Origin of the sequence: Longimicrobium sp. (assembly GCA_036389135.1) — a bacterium.
Taxonomy (GTDB): Bacteria; Gemmatimonadota; Gemmatimonadetes; order Longimicrobiales; family Longimicrobiaceae; genus Longimicrobium.
This window is the reverse complement of the sequence record DASVQP010000041.1, coordinates 26,815-45,008: the sequence shown is the minus strand read 5'-3', so window position 1 is coordinate 45,008 and position 18,194 is coordinate 26,815. Positions and strand designations below refer to the sequence as shown.

The following is an 18,194-nucleotide window of genomic DNA, read 5'->3' as shown; positions in this document are numbered from 1 at the left end:
TCGAGGGCGGCCCGCCGGGGCCGCGTGGAAGTCGGGGCGCAGGGGCGCCTCGTCTGCTTCACAAGATAGGACGCGCTCCCCCGCAACGCTTGCACATCGTGCGACGGCACCCGATCGTATGTGCGTGAGATCCGCGGCCGCCCTGCCGAACTCGCGGGCAGGCGGCACGGGATCACGCGGTCAACCGCGTCATGGTGTGCAAGCCACGCCCGGCGAGTCGTCCTATACCGAAAGCGTAGTTCCCGCCCCGATCAAACCCCCACCGTTGCACGGAGTTCTCCATGAAACGAGCTCTAGCCGCAAGTGCAGGATTGCTGCTCACGGCGGCCTGCTTCCGGTTCGGCGCCCCGCCGCCGCCCCCGCCGGTGCTGGCCCCGCCGCCGCCGCCGATGGTGCCCGGGATGCCGAGCCCGATGACGCGGATGCCGGAGGCGAACACGGAAACGTATGCGGTGATCGACGAGAACGCCTTCCGCGCGGTGGAGCACGAGCCACTCTCCACCTTTTCGGCGGACGTGGACCGTGCATCGTACGCCAACGTGCGGCGCTTCCTGATGGAGGGCCGCCGTCCGCCGCGGGATGCGGTGCGCATCGAGGAGATGATCAACTACTTCCCCTACGCGCCGCCCGCCCAGCGGGGCGACGGCCCCATCGCCGTCATCACCGAGGTGGCGGATGCCCCCTGGCGCGCGGGGCACCGGCTGCTGCGCATCGGCCTGTCGACACCGCCGGTCGATCTGCGCAGCGCGCCGGCGGGAAACCTGGTCTTCCTCATCGACGTCTCGGGCTCCATGAACGGGCCCGACCGCCTTCCGCTGGTGCAGCGCTCGCTGCGCCTGCTGGTGAACCAGCTTCGCGAGGACGACCGCGTGGCGATCGTGGTGTACGCGGGCGCGGCCGGGCTCGTCCTTCCCTCCACGCGCGGCAGCGACCGGCGCACGATCCTGGACGCCATCGAGCGGCTGGAGGCGGGCGGCTCCACCGCGGGCGGCGCGGGGCTGCGGCTGGCCTACGAGGTCGCGCGCAGCAACTTCATCCCAGGCGGCAACAACCGCGTCATCCTCGCGACGGACGGCGACTTCAACGTCGGCGTCTCCAGCGACGCGGAGATGGTGCGGCTGATCGAGGAGAAGCGGCGCGAGGGGACGTTCCTGACGGTGCTGGGCTTCGGCCGGGGCAACCTCAAGGACAGCAAGATGGAGCAGCTCGCCGACCGCGGAAACGGCAACTACGCGTACATCGACAATCTGCTGGAGGCCCGCAAGGTCCTGGTGAGCGAGATGGGCGGCACGCTGCTGACCGTCGCCAAGGACGTGAAGCTGCAGGTGGAGTTCAACCCGGCGCGGGTGCGGGCGTACCGGCTGATCGGCTACGAAAACCGGCTGCTGGCCAACCGGGACTTCAACGACGACACCAGGGATGCCGGCGAGATGGGCGCCGGCCACACCGTGACCGCGCTCTACGAGATCATCCCCGTGGGCGTGCGCTCCGACGCGGTCGTCCGCGGCGTGGACTCGCTCCGCTACCGCGCCCCCGCGCCGGCACCCGCCCCCGCGCGTGGAGAGGAGCTGGCCTTCGTCAAGGTGCGCTACAAGCTCCCGGACGGCGACACGAGCCGCCTGCTGGAGCACCCCGTGCGCGAGACGGGCGCCGCCGCCTCGGCCGACTTCACCTTCGCCACGGCCGTCGCCGGCTTCGGCATGCTCCTGCGCGAGTCGGAGCACCGCGGCACGCTCACGCTCGACCAGGTGGTGCGCCTCGCCGAGGGCTCCCGCGGCGCCGACCTGGAAGGCTACCGCGGCGAGTTCGTGCGCCTCGCCCGCCTCTTCGGCGAGATGCAGCCTCAGCGCGCCGGCACGGATCGCTGAACAGCAAGCCTCACACAGAGACACAGAGGGACAGAGAGAGGTAACGAAAAGCCGTTTTCCGCGCGAATCCATGCAATCGCCCCCTCTCCCAGCAGTTTGGGAGAGGGGGCAGCGAGTTGACGAGCGGGGGTGAGGGCCTGTGGGCCTCTACCGCAGCAGCTTCTTCGGCGGCACGCCCAGCAGGAAGTGCAGCTCGCGGCGCATCCGGCGTGCCCAGGCTTCCTCGTTGTGGGCGCCGCCCATCTCCACCACGTACAGGAGGTCGGAGCCGCGGCGGTAGCCCTTTTTGGTGAGGAGCTCCTTGAGCTGGCGCACGTCGGTGAGCTCCTGCTTCCCCTCCTGCGTCCCCACGTCCACGTACACGCGGCCGGGGACGAAGGGGGCCTTTTCTACGAACTCGTAGATCTTGCGCCCGCCGTACCAGAGAGCGGGGCTCATGACGCCGCAGAAGCCAAAGGTGTCGTGGTTCCGAAAGAAGCCGTAGAGGGAGATCAGCCCGCCCATGGAGGAGCCGGCGATCCCCGTGCTGCGGCGGTCGGGACGGGTGCGGAAGTCGGCGTCGATGATGGGCTTCACCGTCTGCACGATGAAGTCCAGGTACAGGTCGCCGCGGCCGCCCTTGGCGTGCTTCTCGTCCGGCCAGGGGGAGTACTCGTCCAGCCGCGCGTCGCCCAGGTTGAGGAGCCCCACGACGATCGCCTCCAGCCCGTCCTCGCTGGCCGCCTCCAGCGTCTGGTCCACCTCCCACTCAGCCCCGAACGACGTCGCCCGGTCGAATAGGTTCTGCCCGTCGTGCATGTAGAGCACGGGGTAGCGCCGCTCCGTGTCCGTGCCGTACGAGGGCGGAAGGTACACCAGCACGTCGCGCCGGTTGTCGAGCTGGGGGCTGTAGAGTCCCTCCAGCTTCTTCACCGTCCCCACGACGGTGTGCTCCGCCCCGTCGTCCTGCGACGGGTAGTTCTGCCACGCCCGCGCGGGAGCGGCGGCTTCTTCGTGCATCAGCGTTTCCGTGCTCAATCGTCCTCTCCGTCATCATCTGGTCAGGCGGGTGGGGACCGCCCTTCATGAACCGTTCCCCCTTCTTACCACGAGCCGCGAATATACGCCTGTTCACCCCGCGGCGGCTACACGGCGGCGGCGGTGAACCCAGCCAGCCTCCGAGCAACGCGGCCCGTGGGCGCGATAAATCGCAGCCCCTACGGGACCGGTGCCGCATCGGGCAAACGCAAACGCCCCTCCCCCAAGTAGTTATTGGGGGAGGGGCCGCGAGGTGACGAGCGGGGGAGGGGGCCCGCGCCCCCTTCAGTCCGCCGCCGCCGCCTCCGGCCTGCGCGCTGGCGGCACGTGCGACACGGGCGCCGTGCGCCGCTTGAACAGCCCCACGAAGTCGTCCAGCATCGTGTACACCACCGGCACCACGAACAGCGTCAGCACGGTGGAGGTGATGAGGCCGCCGATGACGGCGCGGCCCATGGGGGCGCGCTGCTCGGCGCCCTCGCCCAGGGCGAGCGCCAGCGGCACCATGCCAAAGATCATCGCCACCGTCGTCATGATGATGGGGCGCAGGCGGATGCGCGCGGAAGTAAGCAGCGCCTCGCGCCGCTCCATCCCCTCCTCGCGCTGCTGGTTGGCGAAGTCCACCAGCAGGATGCCGTTCTTGGTCACCAGCCCCATCAGCATGATGATGCCGATCATGGTGAAGACGTTGAGGTTCCCCCCGGTGAGCAGGAGCGCCAGCGCCACGCCGATGAAGGAGAGCGGCAGCGAGAGCATGATGGCCAGCGGCTGCAGGAACGAGCCGAAGAGCGAGGCCAGGATCAGGTAGATGAAGATCACCGCCATCCCCAGCGCCGCCAGCACGAAGCCCTTGGTCTCGTCCAGGCTCTGCGCGTCGCCGCGGAAGACGGCGCGGTAGCCGCTGGGAAGGCCCGCGTTGGCGATGGCTTCCTTGGCCGCCGCCGCCACGTCGCCCGTGCCGTAGCCGGGTACGACGCCGGCGGAGAGCGAGATCTGCCGCTCCAGCGAGGAGCGCTCGATCTGCTGTGGACCCACCCCCGGCCGCACGGTGGCGACCTGCGAGAGCGGGATCATCGCGGGACGGCCCGTGCCGGGGTCGATGTTGCTGCTGGGCACCACGATGTTCGCCACGTCGCCCGCCGAAGTGCGCACCGAGTCCGGGTAGACGACCACCACGTCGTGCGTGTAGCCCTGCTCGTCTTCCCAGGTGGTGGCGCGCTGGCCGGTGAAGAGCGGCTGGAGCGTCGACGCGATGGAGCCGATCCCCACCCCCGCCGCCCACGCCTGCTCGCGGTCCACGTCCACGTCCAGCTGCGGGATCTCACCCTCCTCGCTGGAGGTGGGCTCCGCCACGCCGGGGACGGCCCCCAGGACCTCCATCACCTGCTCGGCCGCCAGCTTCAGGCGCTCCTGCTCCGGGCCCTGCACGTTCACCTGGATCGGCTGGCGGAAGCCGCCGAAGATGGTGGGCGTGCCCGTGATGTTGGCGCGCACCCCCGGGATGCCGCGCAGCATCCCGCGAAGCTGCTCCTGGATCTCCTGCTGCGTGCGCGACCGGTCTCCCTTGTCCTTGAGCTTCACGAAGACGCGCCCGCTGTTGGGCGAGCCGCGGAAGCCGCCGCCGATGGACATGTACGTGAACTCCACCTCCGGCTGCTTGCGGAGGAGGCGAGCCACCGTGTGCCCCTTGTCCACCGTGTACTCCAGCCGCGACCCCGGCGCCACGCGGAAGTTCACGTTGAACTCGCCGCCGTCGAAGTCCGGCACCCAGGTGAAGCCCAGGGTGGGGATGATGAGCATCGATCCCACGATGGAAGCCGCCGCCACGCCCACCACCGTCTTCCGGTGGTCGAGCCCCCACGCCAGCCAGCGCGGATAGCGGTCCGCCACGCGCTCGAACCAGTCGTTGAAGCGCCGCGCGCCGCGCTGGATGAAGTTGCCGCGCCGCCCCTTGTTCTCCACCTCCGGATCTGGCCACACGCTGGAGAGCATGGGGTCGAGCGTAAAGGAGACGAAGAGCGAAACCATCACCGCGAACGCCACCACCACGCCGAACTGGAAGAAGATCAGCCCGATCTGCCCGCCCATGAAGGCCACGGGGATGAACACGGCGACCACCGCCAGCGTGGTGGAGAAGACGGCCAGCCCGATCTCGCTGGTCCCCTCGCGCGCCGCGGTGTGATGGTCCTTACCCATCTCCACGTGGCGCACGATGTTTTCCCGCACCACGATGGCGTCGTCGATCAGCAGGCCGATGGCGAGCGAGAGCGCCAGCAGCGTCATGGTGTTCATGGTGAAGCCGAACATCCACATCCCGAAGTACGCCGAGATGATGGAGATGGGCAGCGCCAGCCCCGTGATGATGGTGGAGCGCCAGGAGTTCAGGAACAGGTAGATGATGGCGATGCAGAGAATGGCGCCCAGGATCAGCTCGTGCTGCACCGACTCCAGCGAGGCGCGGATGCGGCGCGAGTCGTCGCTCACCACCGTCATCTTGACGTCGGTGGGAAGCTGGCGCTCGAGCTCCGCGATCTGCTCGCGCACCCGCTCGGCCACGTCCACCGTGTTGGTGCCGCTCACCTTCAGGATCTCCACGGAGAGCGCGCGGCCGTCGTTGAGGAACGACGCGCTGCGCGCCTCGGCGGTGCCGTCCACCACGCTCCCCACGTCGCCCAGCCGCACGGGCACGCCGTCGCGCACGGCCACGGTGATGTCGCGGAAGGTGCGCGGGTCCTCCACGCGGCCGGTGATGCGCACCAGCCGCTCCTGGTCGCCGCGGCGCACGCGGCCGGCGGGGACCTCCTGGTTCTCGCGCTGCAGCGCCTGCACCACCTGCGGCGGCGCGATGCCGTACGAGCTCATCGCCGCCGGGTCCAGCTGCACGCGGATCTGGCGGTCCGTGCCGCCCACCAGGTTCACGCCGCCCACGCCCGGGATCGACTCCAGGCGGGTGGAGATCACCTCGTCCGCAAGGTCGGTGAGCTCGCGCATGGGGCGGTCCGTGCTCTGGACCGCGATCGACATGATCGGCCGCTCGTTGGGGTCGAAGCGGATGATGACGGGGTCCTGGATGTCCTCGGGGAGCTGCCGGCGGATGCGCGCCACCTTGGACTGCACCTCCTGCTGCGCGGCCATCACGTCCACGCCCAGCTGGAGCTGCACGCGCACCAGCGAGCTCCCCTCGGCGGAGGTGGAGGTGATCTCCTGGATCCCCTGCACGGTGTTCAGCGCCTCTTCGATGGGGCGCGTCACCTCGCGCTCCATCACCCCCGGCGACGCGCCAGGGTAGGAGGTCTGCGCAACCACCACGGGGTAGGTGATGTCGGGGTACTCGTCGATGGCCAGGCGCTGGTAGCCGATGATGCCGAGCACCACCAGCGTCACCATCATCATGGTGGCGAATACCGGCCGCCGGATCGATACGTCGGAAAGGAACATCGTCGTCTCCCCCTCAGCTCCCGCCGCGGGGCCGGCCCTCGCCGGCCATCCGCACCTTCATCCCCTTCCCCAGCACCCCCACGTTGCCGACGACCACCTTGTCGCCCTCGCTGAGCCCGCTCACCTGCACCAGCCCCTGCGCCTCGTCGGCCAGCCCCGGCGTGACCTCGGCCACGTCGATCTTGCCGTCCACCACGCGGTAGACGAAGGGCTTGCCCCCCTCGCGCGCCTCGCGGATGGCGGCGGCCGGGAGCACCATGGCATCCTCCACCACGCGCGACACGATGCGCCCGCTGGCGAAGGTCCCCACCTTGAGCGCCCCGTCCGGGTTGGGGATCTGCACGTACACCGTCACCGCGCGCGATCCGGGGTCCACCGACGGACCCACGCGGGCCACGCGGCCGGTGAACTGGCGCGCATCGGCGGTGAAGCGCACGGTCTGCCCGGCCCGCACCCCCGCCGCGCTCCGCTCCGGCACGGCGGCGGCCAGCTCCAGCACGTCGCCGCGCACGATGGTGAAGAGCGCCGCGCCGCGGGCGACGTGCTCGCCCGGGTTGGCGTTGCGCTTCTCGATGATGCCGCTGGTGGGCGCCAGCACGCGGGTGTCGCCCACCTCGCTGCGGGTGGTGCCCAGCCGCGCGGCGGCGGCGGCCACGCGGGCGCGGGCCCCGGCCACCGTCTGTTCCGCCACGCGCACGTCGCGCTCGGGAACGGCGCCCTGCCGGTACAGCTCTCGCGACTGGTCCAGGTTCCACTGCGCGGTGCTCAGCTCGCTGCGCGCGGCGGCCACGTCGGCGCCGGCGCTGCGGGCGGAGCCGGCCTGCTCGCTCGCCTCGAACCGCGCCAGCATCTGCCCCTGCCGCACCGGCTCGCCCTCGCGCACGTACACGCCGGTGAGGTCGCCCTCCAGCCGCGAGCGCACCTCGGCCCGCTCCAGCGGCTGCAGGTTGCCGGTCACGGGGATGGCGTCCTCGATGGGCGTGCGCCGCGGCGAAGCCACGTCGGTGGCGGCCAGCGTCACGCTGGGGCCGCCGCCCCCGGGCCCTCCGGCGCCCCCGCCCTTGCCGGCCTCACGGGCGCCGGCGTCGCTGGAGCAGCCGGCGGCCAGCAGCGCGGCGGCCAGCACGAGGGAGGAGCGAACGGTCTGCAGAGTCATCGACGAGCTCATCATGGGTTGGGGGCGGAAAGCGCCGCGCCGGGGAAGGGAACCGGCCGGCCCAGCGCGCGGGCCACCCCGGCGGCCGCCAGGTAAAGCTGGTGCGCGGCGCGTGCCTCGTTGGTGCGCGCCGTCAGCAGCGCCAGCTGCGCGTCGGAGATCTCCAGCTGCGTCCCCAGCCCGCGTGCGTAGCGCAGGGTGGCCAGCCGGAACGCCTCCTCGGCCTCGGCCACCGTCTGGCGGCCCGCCTCAAAGGTTGCGCGGGCGGTGGCCAGCTCGGTGCGCGCCCGTCCCGCCTCCACCAGCGCCGCCTCGCGCGTCTGCTGCGCCTGCACCTCGGCGATCTGCGCCTGCGCGCGCGCCTGCCGCACGTCAGACCTCGTGCGGAAGCCGTCGAACACGGGCCAGCTCAGCGTCAGCCCCATCGACCGGTCGCTGAACCAGCCGCCGTTCTGCTGCGTGCACACCCGCCCGTCGGCCGAGCCCGCCGGGCAGTCGATCGTCTCCAGCGCGCCACCCCGGAGCGGCGGCTGGAAGGTGGCGGGGAAGGCCTGGTAGCCGTTGAGCAGGTTGAGCTGCACGGTCGGCAGGTAGCCGGACGACGCGGCCCGCGCCGTGGCGCGCCCCGCCTCCACCCGCAGCCGCGCGGCGCGCATGGCCGGCAGCTCCGTCAGCCACGCGCTGTCCGCCGCCGATGCGTCACGCCCGACGGCGTCCGCCAGCGCGCGCGCCATCTCCGCGGTGAGCGGCGTCACCAGGCGCAGCGGCTGGTCCTGCGGGATGTCGGTAAGGCGGCGCAGCTCCAGCAGCGCCAGCTCTCGGTTGCCGCGGGCCTGGATGGCGAGCGGCACCAGGTTGGCGCGCTCCACCCGCGCGCGCAGCACGTCGTAGCGCGCCACGCGCCCCGAGCGCTCGAACTGCTCCACCTGCCGCAGCCGCGCATCGGCCAGCACCAGGTTGCTGTCCTGGATCGCCACCAGCCGGTCGCCCAGCAGGCCCGAGAGGTACGCCGCCAGCACCTGCAGCGACACGTCGGCGCGGGCGGTCTCCACCTCGGCGCCGGCGGCTTCGCGCAGGCGGTTGGCGGCGCGCTGCCCCTGCGTGGCCCGCCCGCCCTGGTAGAGCGGCACGGCCAGGTTCAGGTTTGCGCCATAGCTGTTGGGCTGGTTGAAGATCTGCCCCACCGCCTGCGCGCGCGCGTTCTCGTAGACGTGGTTGAACGTCGTGTTGAGGCGAAGCTGCGGGTACCGTCCCGCCCCCGCCGCCCCCGCCGCCGCGGTGGCCGCGTTCAGGCGCTGGCTGGCGAGCTGCACCTCGTCGCCCGCCTGGGCGCGCTGCACGGCATCGGGAAGGGAAAGCGAGAGCGTGTCCTGCGCTGCGGCCGGTGCCGCGCAGGCTAAGAGTGCCAGCGCGGCCATGCGCGCGGCGAACCGGGGTCGGTGCATCGTCCCTTCTTCTATGACGTGCCAGGCGGTGCGGCGGAGCTTCCCGCCTCGATCCGCTCGAACGTTCTGCGTGGTGTGAGGTGCTAATTTACCCGCACTCCCGGGCACGGACAAGCGCAACGGCGGGTGCCGGGGGTGGATACAGCCGGCGCGGCCGGAGCGTTGGGTAGAACCGCAACTGCTGGGCTCACGCGGAGGCGCGGAGACGCAGAGGAGCTGCAACTGCGGCCTCACACGGAGAAAAGGGAAGACGGATCGAGGGCCAGGGATGAAGGTCCCCCGCGAAGCCGCTCCCCACATCAGGCCCAAAATATTGACGGAGGGCGTCCACGGAGGAAATATGGGGTGCCGTGTCCCTCCATTCCTACGGCCGCGCACGGCGGCATCCCGCTCCCGACGGGATTCAGCGGGCCGACACCCATATCATACGCCGAGAGGTTAGCCATGCCCAAGGTGAAAAGTGCGCAGGTGAAACGCGGGGTGCGTGCGGCGACGCTGGATCTGGACAACAAGGCTCCGCTCGACGAAACGGATGAGAAGCTTCACCCGGTCCTCGGGAACCTGCAGGGGAACATCCTCAAGGGGCACGGGCGAGAGCACGGCGTCTACATCTTCTTCTCCTTCCGCGACGACATCGGCGCGGCGCGGCAGACGCTGGCCGACCTCGCGCGCCGGTACGTGACCTCCGCGCTGCGCCAGCACCGCGAGACGATGGACTACCGCGCGTTCCGGGTGCCCGGAGGCCTCTTCGGCAACCTCCTCATCACGGCCAGCGGCTATCGGCGCCTGGGGCTGGACCCCCAATCGCTCTTCCACGAGGAGCCGGAGGGGGACATCCACTCGTCGTTCGCCACGGGGATGAAGGAGCACGCCGTGGAGGACTTCGCAGACCCGCCGGTGGAAAGCTGGGACCCGGGATACCGCAAGGACATCGACGCGATGCTCCTGCTGGCGGACGACGACGCGGGCTACCTGCTGCGCGAGGCCCGGCGCGCGATGAACGACATCGCCGTGCACTGCACCGTGCGGGCGGCCGAGCGCGGCGACGCGCTGCGCAACGAGGACGACGAGGGGATCGAGCACTTCGGCTACGTGGACGGACGCAGCCAGCCGCTGTACCTGCGCAGCGACTTCGAGTTCGACTCGCGGGGGAGGCGGGTGGCGGAGTCCGGCGGTGGGGGGATCCGCAAGTGGGACCCCTTCGAGCCGCTGCGGCGCGTCCTGGTGCCGGACCCCGGCGCCGAGGATGCCCCGGGCTGCTTCGGCAGCTTCATGGTGTTCCGGAAGCTGGAGCAGGACGTGCTGCACTTCAAGCTGCGCGAACAGGAGCTGGCGGACGCGCTCGGCTTCGAGGGCGAGGAGCGGGAGCGCGCCGGCGCCCTCGCGGTGGGCCGCTTCGAAGACGGCACCCCCGTCACCCTTTCCAAGACGGACGGGTTCCGCCCCGCGAAGGAGAACGACTTCGACTACGCCGCGGATGCGGACGGCACCCGCTGCCCATTCCACGCCCACATCCGCAAGGCGAACCCGCGCGGCGACGTGGTGCGCGAGTTCGGCGCCCCGGAGGAGGCGGAGCGCAGCCGCCGCATCACGCGCCGGGGAATGCCGTACGGCGAGCGCAACAAGCACCCGAGCACGTTCCAGGCGATCGAAGAGCTGCCCTCCAAGAACGTGGGGCTGCTCTTCATGTGCTTTCAGGCCAGCATCCGGGCGCAGTTCGCGTTCATGCAGCGCGACTGGTGCAACGCCGCGAACTTCTTGCGGCAGGACACCGGCATCGATCCGGTGATGGGACAGCCGTCTTCCCCTCCGGGCGTCGAGCAACGGTGGTCCAGCGACTACGGTTCGCCCGCCAATACTTCCTTCCGCTTCGAGAACTTCGTGCGGATGAAGGGCGGCGAGTTCTTCTTCGCGCCGTCCATCCCCTTCCTGACGGGGCTGGCCTGACGCTGGCACCGGCGGACGCTGAAGGAGAGCGGCCTCGGTCCAGAGGCCGCTCCCCCGTTTTGTCTTACCGGCGTACGGCCACGATGCGCGCCGACGTGATGTAGTCCAGCCTGGGGAACTCGCGCTTCAGGTACTCGTTTCCCTCGCTGACGATGCGGCGCTGGTCGGGGCCGCGGGGTCCCATCGGCGGGCCTTCGCCGTAGCCCGCGAAGAGGCTGTCCACCACCGCCATCCCCTCCACCACCCGTCCGATGGGCGTGAATCCCTGCCCGTCGAGGGAGCGGTTGTCCGCGTAGTTGATGAAGAGCTGCGTGCCGCGCGCGTCGGGGCCCGCGGTGGCAAAGGTCACGGTGCCGCGCTCGTTGCCGTGCAGCACCGGCTCGTCGCGGATGAAGCGCTCGCTCCACGCGGCCGACACCGCCGGATCGCCGCTGATCCCGAACTGCACCATGAACCCGTTGACGACACGGAAGAAGCGGTTCTCGGCGTAGAACCCGTTGCGCACCAGGTAGTGGAACCGGTCGGCGCCCGCGGGCGACCAGCTCCGCTGCGCCTCCACCACAAACGGCCCGCGGCTCGTCTCGAAGCGCACGCGGAACACCTCGGGAGCCCGCCCCTCCACCTGCGCCTGGCGGAGGAGCGCCGGCGTTTTGGCGCACCCGCCGGCAGCCATAAGCATCATCAGCCCCATCCAGCACCCGCGAACGCCTTTGTGCAGCATGATCCCGATCTCCGGCGTGTATGGACGAGCCCCGCGATCTCCCGCGGCTCTGGCACGCGCCGCAATCCCCGTGCTGCGGCCCGGCGTGTTGACGGCCCCGGCGGCGGAGGCGAGCTTTCCCCCACCCTCTTTGCGGCAACATCCGGCGGCGATCCACACCATGCACGACGAGCTCATCCGGCAGATCGAGGAAGCGACCGGCGACGCCTACCAGGTCGTGGGCCAGCTCGGCGCGGACGAGGCTCGCCCCGGCTTCCTCGCCCGCGAGCGCGACACGGGCACCCTGGTCGCGCTCTCGCTGATCGGCGACGAGCTGCGCATCCTTTCCCGCCTGGACGCATCCGTCCCCACCGGTGGAAGCAGCTGCGCTGGGTGCCACGCCCCGCTCGCGGTGTGGACGGACGCCTGCCCCTCGTGCGGCGCCCGCATCGTCGGCGACGACTTCCCCGACACCCCCGAAGCCCGCGAGGTCCTCCTGGCTGAGGTGCGCAGCGCCAGCGTAGGCGAGTACGACGTCCTCGGCGCGATGGACGGCGCCGCCGGCACCGTCTACTTCGCCCGTGAGCTGGATGGCGGCCGCCTCGTCGCCCTCGCCCTCCAGGCCGAGGACGAGGAAGACGACGCCTGCTCCCTGACCGCCACCTGGCTCGCCCCCTCCGCCGACGCCCCGACGCCGCGCCCCGCCCACATCCCCGCCGAGCTTGCCGCCGTCTCACCCGCCCCGGCCCTCCCGCTCTCCGACCCCGCGCCGCGCCCCAACTGGCTCAAGCGCCTCCTGGGCATCGCCGGCGTCATCGCCATTCTCCTGATCGTCCTCGCCTACGTGAAGAGCGCCCCCACGCTTTCCCCGCCCGCGCCCCCAGCCGCCACACCGTAACCCGCCGCCCACACCGATCCACTCCCCGAGTCCGCGCAGGCGGACTTTGTGCTTTTGTTGCCGCGAGTTCAACTCGCCCCCCGAGATTGCTGGGGGCACGTGCTGAACCAGGACAGCGGTACCGGGCGCGTCGAGGGGATCTCCATGGAGGGGTTCACCGAGGTGGGGCCGTACTTCCGGCGGTGGCTGTCTGTTGTTCCAGGGACTTTCTCGTCGGAGATCCGTCTGGCGGACCCCGGCCTGCCGAGCATCGCCAACACGGACGACGCGTCGTTCGTTTGCGCGGGGTGCCTGCCTTCAACCTGAGCTCGCGGAGCTGGGGCTACCAAGCCTACACCTGGCACACCAGCCGGGATACGTACGACAAAATCGTTTTCGGCGATTTGCGCCGAAATGCCGCGCTCGTGGCGATGCTGGCCTACCTGGCGGCCGAGGAGCCGGAGCTGCTTCCGCGCACCTTTGATCCCGAGCCGATCCATCCTCCGACGGGAGTGCGAATGCGCTGGCCCCGCTGCTCGCCTCCCGCGCGGCAAGCTCGAGGTGTCGATCACGAACCGCATCAGTAGCGATGTACCTCGTGGCGCATTCCCAAGCCACGGGCGGCCGTGCGGCGCCGCCCCTACGACATCCGCGCGCACCGCAAAAGGTCGAGGGCAGGGCAAGGGCGGGCAGACACGCAGGTCTGCCCCTACGGGATGGGTGTGTAGGACGACGGTCAAGGCAGGCGAAGGGTGGGCGCGATAAATCGCGCCCCTACGGGTAAAACCTGCGGCAGCGAGGAACGAGCGGGGGTGAGGGCCCCCGCCGCACGCGATCCGGGGTATCTCCTCCTGTACCCGTGCGCCCACCCGCCCCGAGCCAACACGATGGACACCCCCGCCAAGGTGCTCGGCCAGACCGTGCGCTCGGCATCCGAGATCAACAGCGAGCTGCGCCGCGAGTTCGACCGAACGCTGTACACCCACTACGGCACCCAGTCGCGCCCCGATCCCGTACTCGCCACGCTCTTCCACACGCTTTCGGTGCAGATCGCGCGCGTGTACGACGAGGCGGAGAGCGTCTTCCCGGCCACGGTACTGGACGACCTGGTGGGGGTGCTGGGGATGCCGCCTCGCCTCGCCCACCCCGCCCAGACCGTCGTGCACTTCACGCGCATCGACCAGCGCGAGCGGATCACGCCGGAGACGGAGCTGTTCGGCGCCGCGCGCACCGGCGAGCAGGTCGGCTTCGCGCCGGACGAGTCGATCGAGATCGCGCCGACGCAGCTCGTCTTCGCCGCGGTGTTCGAGGACGGACGCCTCCACGCGGTCCCGGGCGCGCGCGTTCCCGGCGGCCCGCCCGTGCCGCCGGGCAGCACCTCGCTCGCCGCCTGGGAGAGCCCGCCCGCGCTCTACCTCGCCTTCCGGGCCGACGCGCAGCACCTGGGCGGCATGGGCCTGTACGTCGACATCTCGGCCGACAGCCCCGCCGTCGCCGCGGCGCTGGCGCGCAGCCCTTGGCAGCTCCTGGATGACGCCGGGTGCGTGTGGGAGGAGGGGATGCTGCGCGGGCGACCCGGTCGCGGTGGGGTGCAGCGCCTGTCGTGGCTCGATGATCCCGCTCCCGACGACGCCCCGGACGACGCCCTGTCGCGCGTGCTGCGCCTGGACGACGGCGTGTACGGTGGGCAGCTCTGGATCTTCCCCCACGTCCCGCCCGAGCGCCGCGCGCTCTGCACCATGCCCGCGGGGATGGACGACGCCGCGCGCCGCCTCCTCCCCGAGGGCCACGCCGCCGCGCTCGACGAGCCGCTGGCGTGGGTGCGCGTCCCGCTTCCCGCCGGCGTGGAGGGAGTGGCGGACGCGGTGCAGCGCGTGGTCGTCAACTGCGTCACCGCCTCCAACGTGGAGGTGTGGAACGAGCAGGTCCTCTTCGACCGCGCCGCCCGCGTGGTCACGCTCGCGCCCGAGGGCCACGCCGACCGTCACGTCATGGGCATCCTCAGCGTCATCGGCGAGGCGGGGACGCCGTACGCCGAGGAGTCCGAGGTGACGGCGCCGCTCACGCACGGGCGCTACCGCTATCGCGCGGGCGAGCTGGAGTTCAGGCCCGCGCGCGGACCCACCGGGCGCATGGACGGCTACGCGATGGCGCGCCTCCTCTTCTGCGACGCGGACCGCGCCAATGGGATGGAGGGCGGCGACCTGCGCCGCATCGGCTCCTCGCTCTCCAACGCCACCGCGCAGGTCACCAACCTCACGGTGACGCGCGGTGGATGCGCCCCGCCCCCGTTCGCCCCCGCCCGCACCCGCTTCGCCGAGCTCCTGCGCACCCGCGAGCGCGTGGTGACCGCGGCCGACGTGGAGGTGGCGACGCGCGCCTTTGAGCCGCGCGTGCGCTCCGTCCGCGTCGAGGGCGGCTCCGAGCTGCACGATGGAGCCCTCCGCCGCGTCGAAGTCGTCACCGCCTTCGTGGACCCCGCCGACTTCGCGGACCCCGAAGCCGAGGTGATCCGCCTGCGCAGCCAGCTCCAGCGCCACCTTCAGGAGCGCGCCATCCTGGGCCAGCAGGTGCGCGTGGCCGTCGAGCTCGGCTGGGGCGACCGATGAGCGTGATGCCGGATCTCTGCCGCCCCCGACGCGGCATCCGCCAGCGGGTGGATGCCGCCGTCGCCTCGCTCCTCCACCTCGGCGTGGACGCGGAGCGGATCGTGGTGGAGAGCGCCGGCCCCGGGTGGGCGGCGGGGGTGGTGGCGCGGCAGGACCCCGCGCCCGGCACCGCCATCACCGGCCGCACGCGCGTGGTGCTGGCAGTGGGCGGGGCGGGGGCGCTGGACACGCTGCCATTCCCCCTGCGCGACGCCCCCGACGACGAGCTGCGCACGGACCGCCTCCTCGCTCTCGCGGACAACCCCGTCCTCAAGCTGGGGATCTTCATCCGCCGCGCGGGCGGCTTCCTGGCGCTGCGCCGCGACGATCCGGTAGCCGCGCTGCGCTGGATCGAGGAGATCTTTGGCCTCTCCGCCGCCGCTTGGCCGCGCGCGCTCTGGTACTCCGTCGCGCGCCTCCTCCCCACGCTCCACCGCGTCGCCGGCCGCCCCGAAGCCGTCCCCCTCGCCCTCGCGGTCGTCTTCGACCTCCCCGTTGCCGAGGTCCGCATCGTCAGCGCCCCCTCGCAAGCTGGCAGTGGAGCAGCGACTCGCCTCGGCGGCGAGAACGCGCGGCTGGGTGTAGACACGGTTCTCGCCGGCCCGATGGCAGACGAGTCCGCCCTCGAAGTACGCGTCGGCCCCATCCCGCTTTCCGCTTACCTGGAGCACACCAGCCCCTCGCGCCGCGCGCAGCGGGACGCTCTCTACCGCCTGGTCCTCCCCACGCACCTCTCCCATGTGGAGGAGCGATGGACGGTTGGCGACCCCCGCACCGGCTCCCGCCTCGGCGACGGCCACGAGCCACCTGTCCTCGGCGTGAACTGCTACCTCGGCGGATCTGTGTGCGCGTCCTCACCCCGTCCATAGACCCATCCACTTCCTGAACGGAGCGCCTCACTGTACCTGCCCTGAACGGATCTCTGGCGCGGAGTGAAGGAGACGGGCGCTGCCGCGCACTTGGATCCATCCAATGTTCGGCAGGTTTTGCGAGCGGATCTACGTGATCATGCCGTTTCTTGCGAATCCGTGTGCATCGAAAGAAATGGTCTCACGCGAAGGCGCGAAGGCGCAAAGAAAGAACTTCCGTGTCATTCCTTCGCGTCTTAGCGCCTTTGCGTGACACCTTGATCCTTTGAGATTGCACGAGACTTCTGTCGAAATGGTACCAGAGGCAAGTCCGCGTATTTGCATCCGAACATGGGACGGGGCGGTGCGGTGGCCTGAGCCCGTCTCCTTCACTCCGCGCCACATGCCTGCGAAGGCCAAGGCGCGGCGCAGCGCTTCGTTCAGGAAGTTGGTGGTTCGCCGCAGTCGCTCAGGACTCAGCACTTCCGTTTGAGCGCCACCGAGGAGCCACAGCTCGAACCGAAATACCCCGGAACCGCCCGACGCGCGGATCCGGGGTATCTCGTTTGTAGGCCCTCCACGTCGGGGGGACGACACGAGACGCGAGGGGGTGTGAGCGTGCGCGACGGGCTGAAGTCGGTCAACTGGACCACGGGGATGCTGCTGACCCCCGACCACTTCCGGCGGCAGGACGACTTCGTGGAGGGCACCTTCGGGTGGCTCCTCCGCTACTGCACGCCGGGGAGCGGGCTGGTGGGGGGCGGCGTGCGGGTGGACGGCGCGCACCGCGTCCTCGGCACCTGCGACCCGCACGTGGAAGTCAGCGACGACGGCGCCACCGTGCGCGTCTCCGTGGTGCAGGCGCGCGGCATCACGCCGGACGGCGAGCCGGTGGAGGTGGACCGCGGCAGCGTGGTGAGCGGCGACTTCGCGCGCGGCGAGCTGGCCGGCGCCACCGAGCTCCTCGTCTACCTGAACGTCACCGGCGAGCGCGAGGCGGACCCGGAGAGCATCGGGCGCGACGCCGCCAACCCCAACCAGGCCGCCGCCCGCCGCCCGTGCGTCCAGCTCCTCCTGGGCGCCGAGGCGGACGAGGCGGTCAGCTCGCTCGTCGTGGGCCGCATCCGCCGCGCGGCCGAGACGCTGCACTTCGAGGTGGACGGCGCCTTCATCCCCCCGTGCGTCAGCGTGGCGGCGCACTCCGCGCTGTATTCGGCGTGGGCGCGCATCCACGCGGAGGTGGTGCACCTCTCCGGCAGGTTCGCGCAGCTCCACCGCATGGTGGCGCGCTACGTGGACCAGGTGGCGCGGCGCGGCGTGGACACGCGCACCGACCTGGACGTGCTCGCCTTCGTGGAGCGCGCGGTTCTCGCGCTGGACGGCTGCGCGTACGAGACGATGGACCCCGCCCTCGCCCCCGCGCGCCTCTTTCGCGAGATCGACCGCGCCGGCCGCCGCGTGGCGCTCGCGCTCGACCTCTCGGCCGCCACGCAGCTCTTCTTCACCACGCTGGCCGGCACCGACGCGTCGTACGCCGTGCTGCTGGAGGAAGAGCGCAACTCCCTCGCGGCCCAGCGCCAGATCTCGCCGCGCGCGGACCTGCGCGAGTCGGTGGCGCGCGCGGACGCCACACTGGTGAGACTGGCCGACCTGTGTCAGGCGCTGGAAGGGAAGTACGTCGACTACCGCGTCAACCGCTCGGTGGACTCGCTCCGCTTCCTGCTGGACCGCGACGGCGACCACTTCTACATGGCCGTCGCCACGCCGGGACACCCGCAGCGCGAGGGCGACCTGCTCACCTTCGTCTTCTCGCAGATGTCGCTCACCGGGCGCCACGAGTACCGCGTGGTGCTGCTGGGCGATCCGCAGGGGATCTCCAGCTGGCAGGTGGGCGAGGAGCTGTGGGTGGACCTGCGCGTCAACTCCGCCTCCGGCCCCGGCAGGCCGATCTCGCGCACGGCGTACTGCGAGGTCGCCGGCCAGCGCAACTTCGCCGTCAACTTCGACACTCCGCCCGAGATCGCCACGCTCTCGGGGCTCCAGGTGACGGTGCACCCGGGCCACCGCGTGCGCGGCGCCGTCCTCTTTCAGCGCCGCCTGGGGCTGGCCGCCGAGACCATCGCCGCACCGCCCGCCGTCCCCGTCGAAGCGCCCGCGCCCGTCCTCCTCCCCGCCGGCCCCGATCTCGTAGACGAGGCCGAGCCCACCTTTCGCGCGCCGCGCATCAAGCTGCGCCGCTCCAGGCCGTGA

At 71.2% G+C, this 18,194-nt stretch carries 12 protein-coding genes; 7 read left to right on the top strand and 5 right to left on the bottom strand.

What is annotated here, in order from left to right:
* The first annotated feature begins 281 nt into the window (after positions 1-281).
* On the top strand, positions 282-1,868 hold the full coding sequence (locus tag VF584_10415) for a VWA domain-containing protein (GenBank protein HEX8210578.1): 1,587 nt from the start codon (positions 282-284) through the stop codon (positions 1,866-1,868).
* A 147-nt stretch (positions 1,869-2,015) separates the two neighbouring features.
* On the opposite strand, the gene VF584_10410 is transcribed toward VF584_10415, so the two are convergent.
* The 4 genes from VF584_10410 to VF584_10395 form a co-directional block, all read right to left on the bottom strand.
* On the bottom strand, positions 2,016-2,885 hold the full coding sequence (locus VF584_10410; protein ID HEX8210577.1) for an alpha/beta hydrolase-fold protein: 870 nt from the start codon (positions 2,883-2,885) through the stop codon (positions 2,016-2,018).
* A gap of 285 nt (positions 2,886-3,170) precedes the next feature.
* Positions 3,171-6,323 (bottom strand): efflux RND transporter permease subunit, encoded by a 3,153-nt coding sequence (locus VF584_10405; GenBank protein HEX8210576.1) that lies wholly within the window; start codon positions 6,321-6,323, stop codon positions 3,171-3,173.
* Positions 6,324-6,336: 13 nt separating this feature from the next.
* Positions 6,337-7,479: an efflux RND transporter periplasmic adaptor subunit gene (locus tag VF584_10400; protein HEX8210575.1), complete on the bottom strand. Its 1,143-nt coding sequence runs from the start codon at positions 7,477-7,479 to the stop codon at positions 6,337-6,339.
* Between the two features lie 11 nt (positions 7,480-7,490).
* Positions 7,491-8,924 (bottom strand): TolC family protein, encoded by a 1,434-nt coding sequence (locus tag VF584_10395; protein HEX8210574.1) that lies wholly within the window; start codon positions 8,922-8,924, stop codon positions 7,491-7,493.
* A gap of 444 nt (positions 8,925-9,368) precedes the next feature.
* On the opposite strand from VF584_10395, the gene VF584_10390 reads away from it, so the two are divergent.
* Positions 9,369-10,871, top strand: a complete 1,503-nt coding sequence (locus VF584_10390) for a Dyp-type peroxidase (GenBank protein ID HEX8210573.1) — start codon at positions 9,369-9,371, stop codon at positions 10,869-10,871.
* A 64-nt stretch (positions 10,872-10,935) separates the two neighbouring features.
* Here the strand turns inward: VF584_10390 and VF584_10385 are convergent, their stop codons facing one another.
* The gene (locus VF584_10385; GenBank protein ID HEX8210572.1) at positions 10,936-11,592 is read right to left on the bottom strand and encodes a peptidylprolyl isomerase; all 657 of its coding nucleotides are present in this window, start codon (positions 11,590-11,592) and stop codon (positions 10,936-10,938) included.
* A gap of 160 nt (positions 11,593-11,752) precedes the next feature.
* Here VF584_10385 and VF584_10380 point away from each other — a divergent pair, with 160 nt between their 5' ends.
* From VF584_10380 to tssK, 5 genes are all read left to right on the top strand, one after another.
* Complete coding sequence (locus VF584_10380; protein HEX8210571.1) at positions 11,753-12,469, top strand: hypothetical protein; 717 nt, start codon at positions 11,753-11,755, stop codon at positions 12,467-12,469.
* Positions 12,470-12,568: 99 nt separating this feature from the next.
* Positions 12,569-12,775 carry a hypothetical protein gene (locus VF584_10375; GenBank protein HEX8210570.1) on the top strand — a complete coding sequence of 69 codons (207 nt, stop codon included), beginning with the start codon at positions 12,569-12,571 and terminating at the stop codon, positions 12,773-12,775.
* A gap of 560 nt (positions 12,776-13,335) precedes the next feature.
* A complete protein-coding gene (locus VF584_10370) occupies positions 13,336-15,057 on the top strand; it encodes a hypothetical protein (protein HEX8210569.1) in 1,722 nt (573 codons plus the stop codon).
* A gap of 5 nt (positions 15,058-15,062) precedes the next feature.
* Positions 15,063-15,965: a PASTA domain-containing protein gene (locus tag VF584_10365; GenBank protein ID HEX8210568.1), complete on the top strand. Its 903-nt coding sequence runs from the start codon at positions 15,063-15,065 to the stop codon at positions 15,963-15,965.
* A gap of 591 nt (positions 15,966-16,556) precedes the next feature.
* The gene (tssK, locus tag VF584_10360) at positions 16,557-18,194 is read left to right on the top strand and encodes a type VI secretion system baseplate subunit TssK (GenBank protein ID HEX8210567.1); all 1,638 of its coding nucleotides are present in this window, start codon (positions 16,557-16,559) and stop codon (positions 18,192-18,194) included.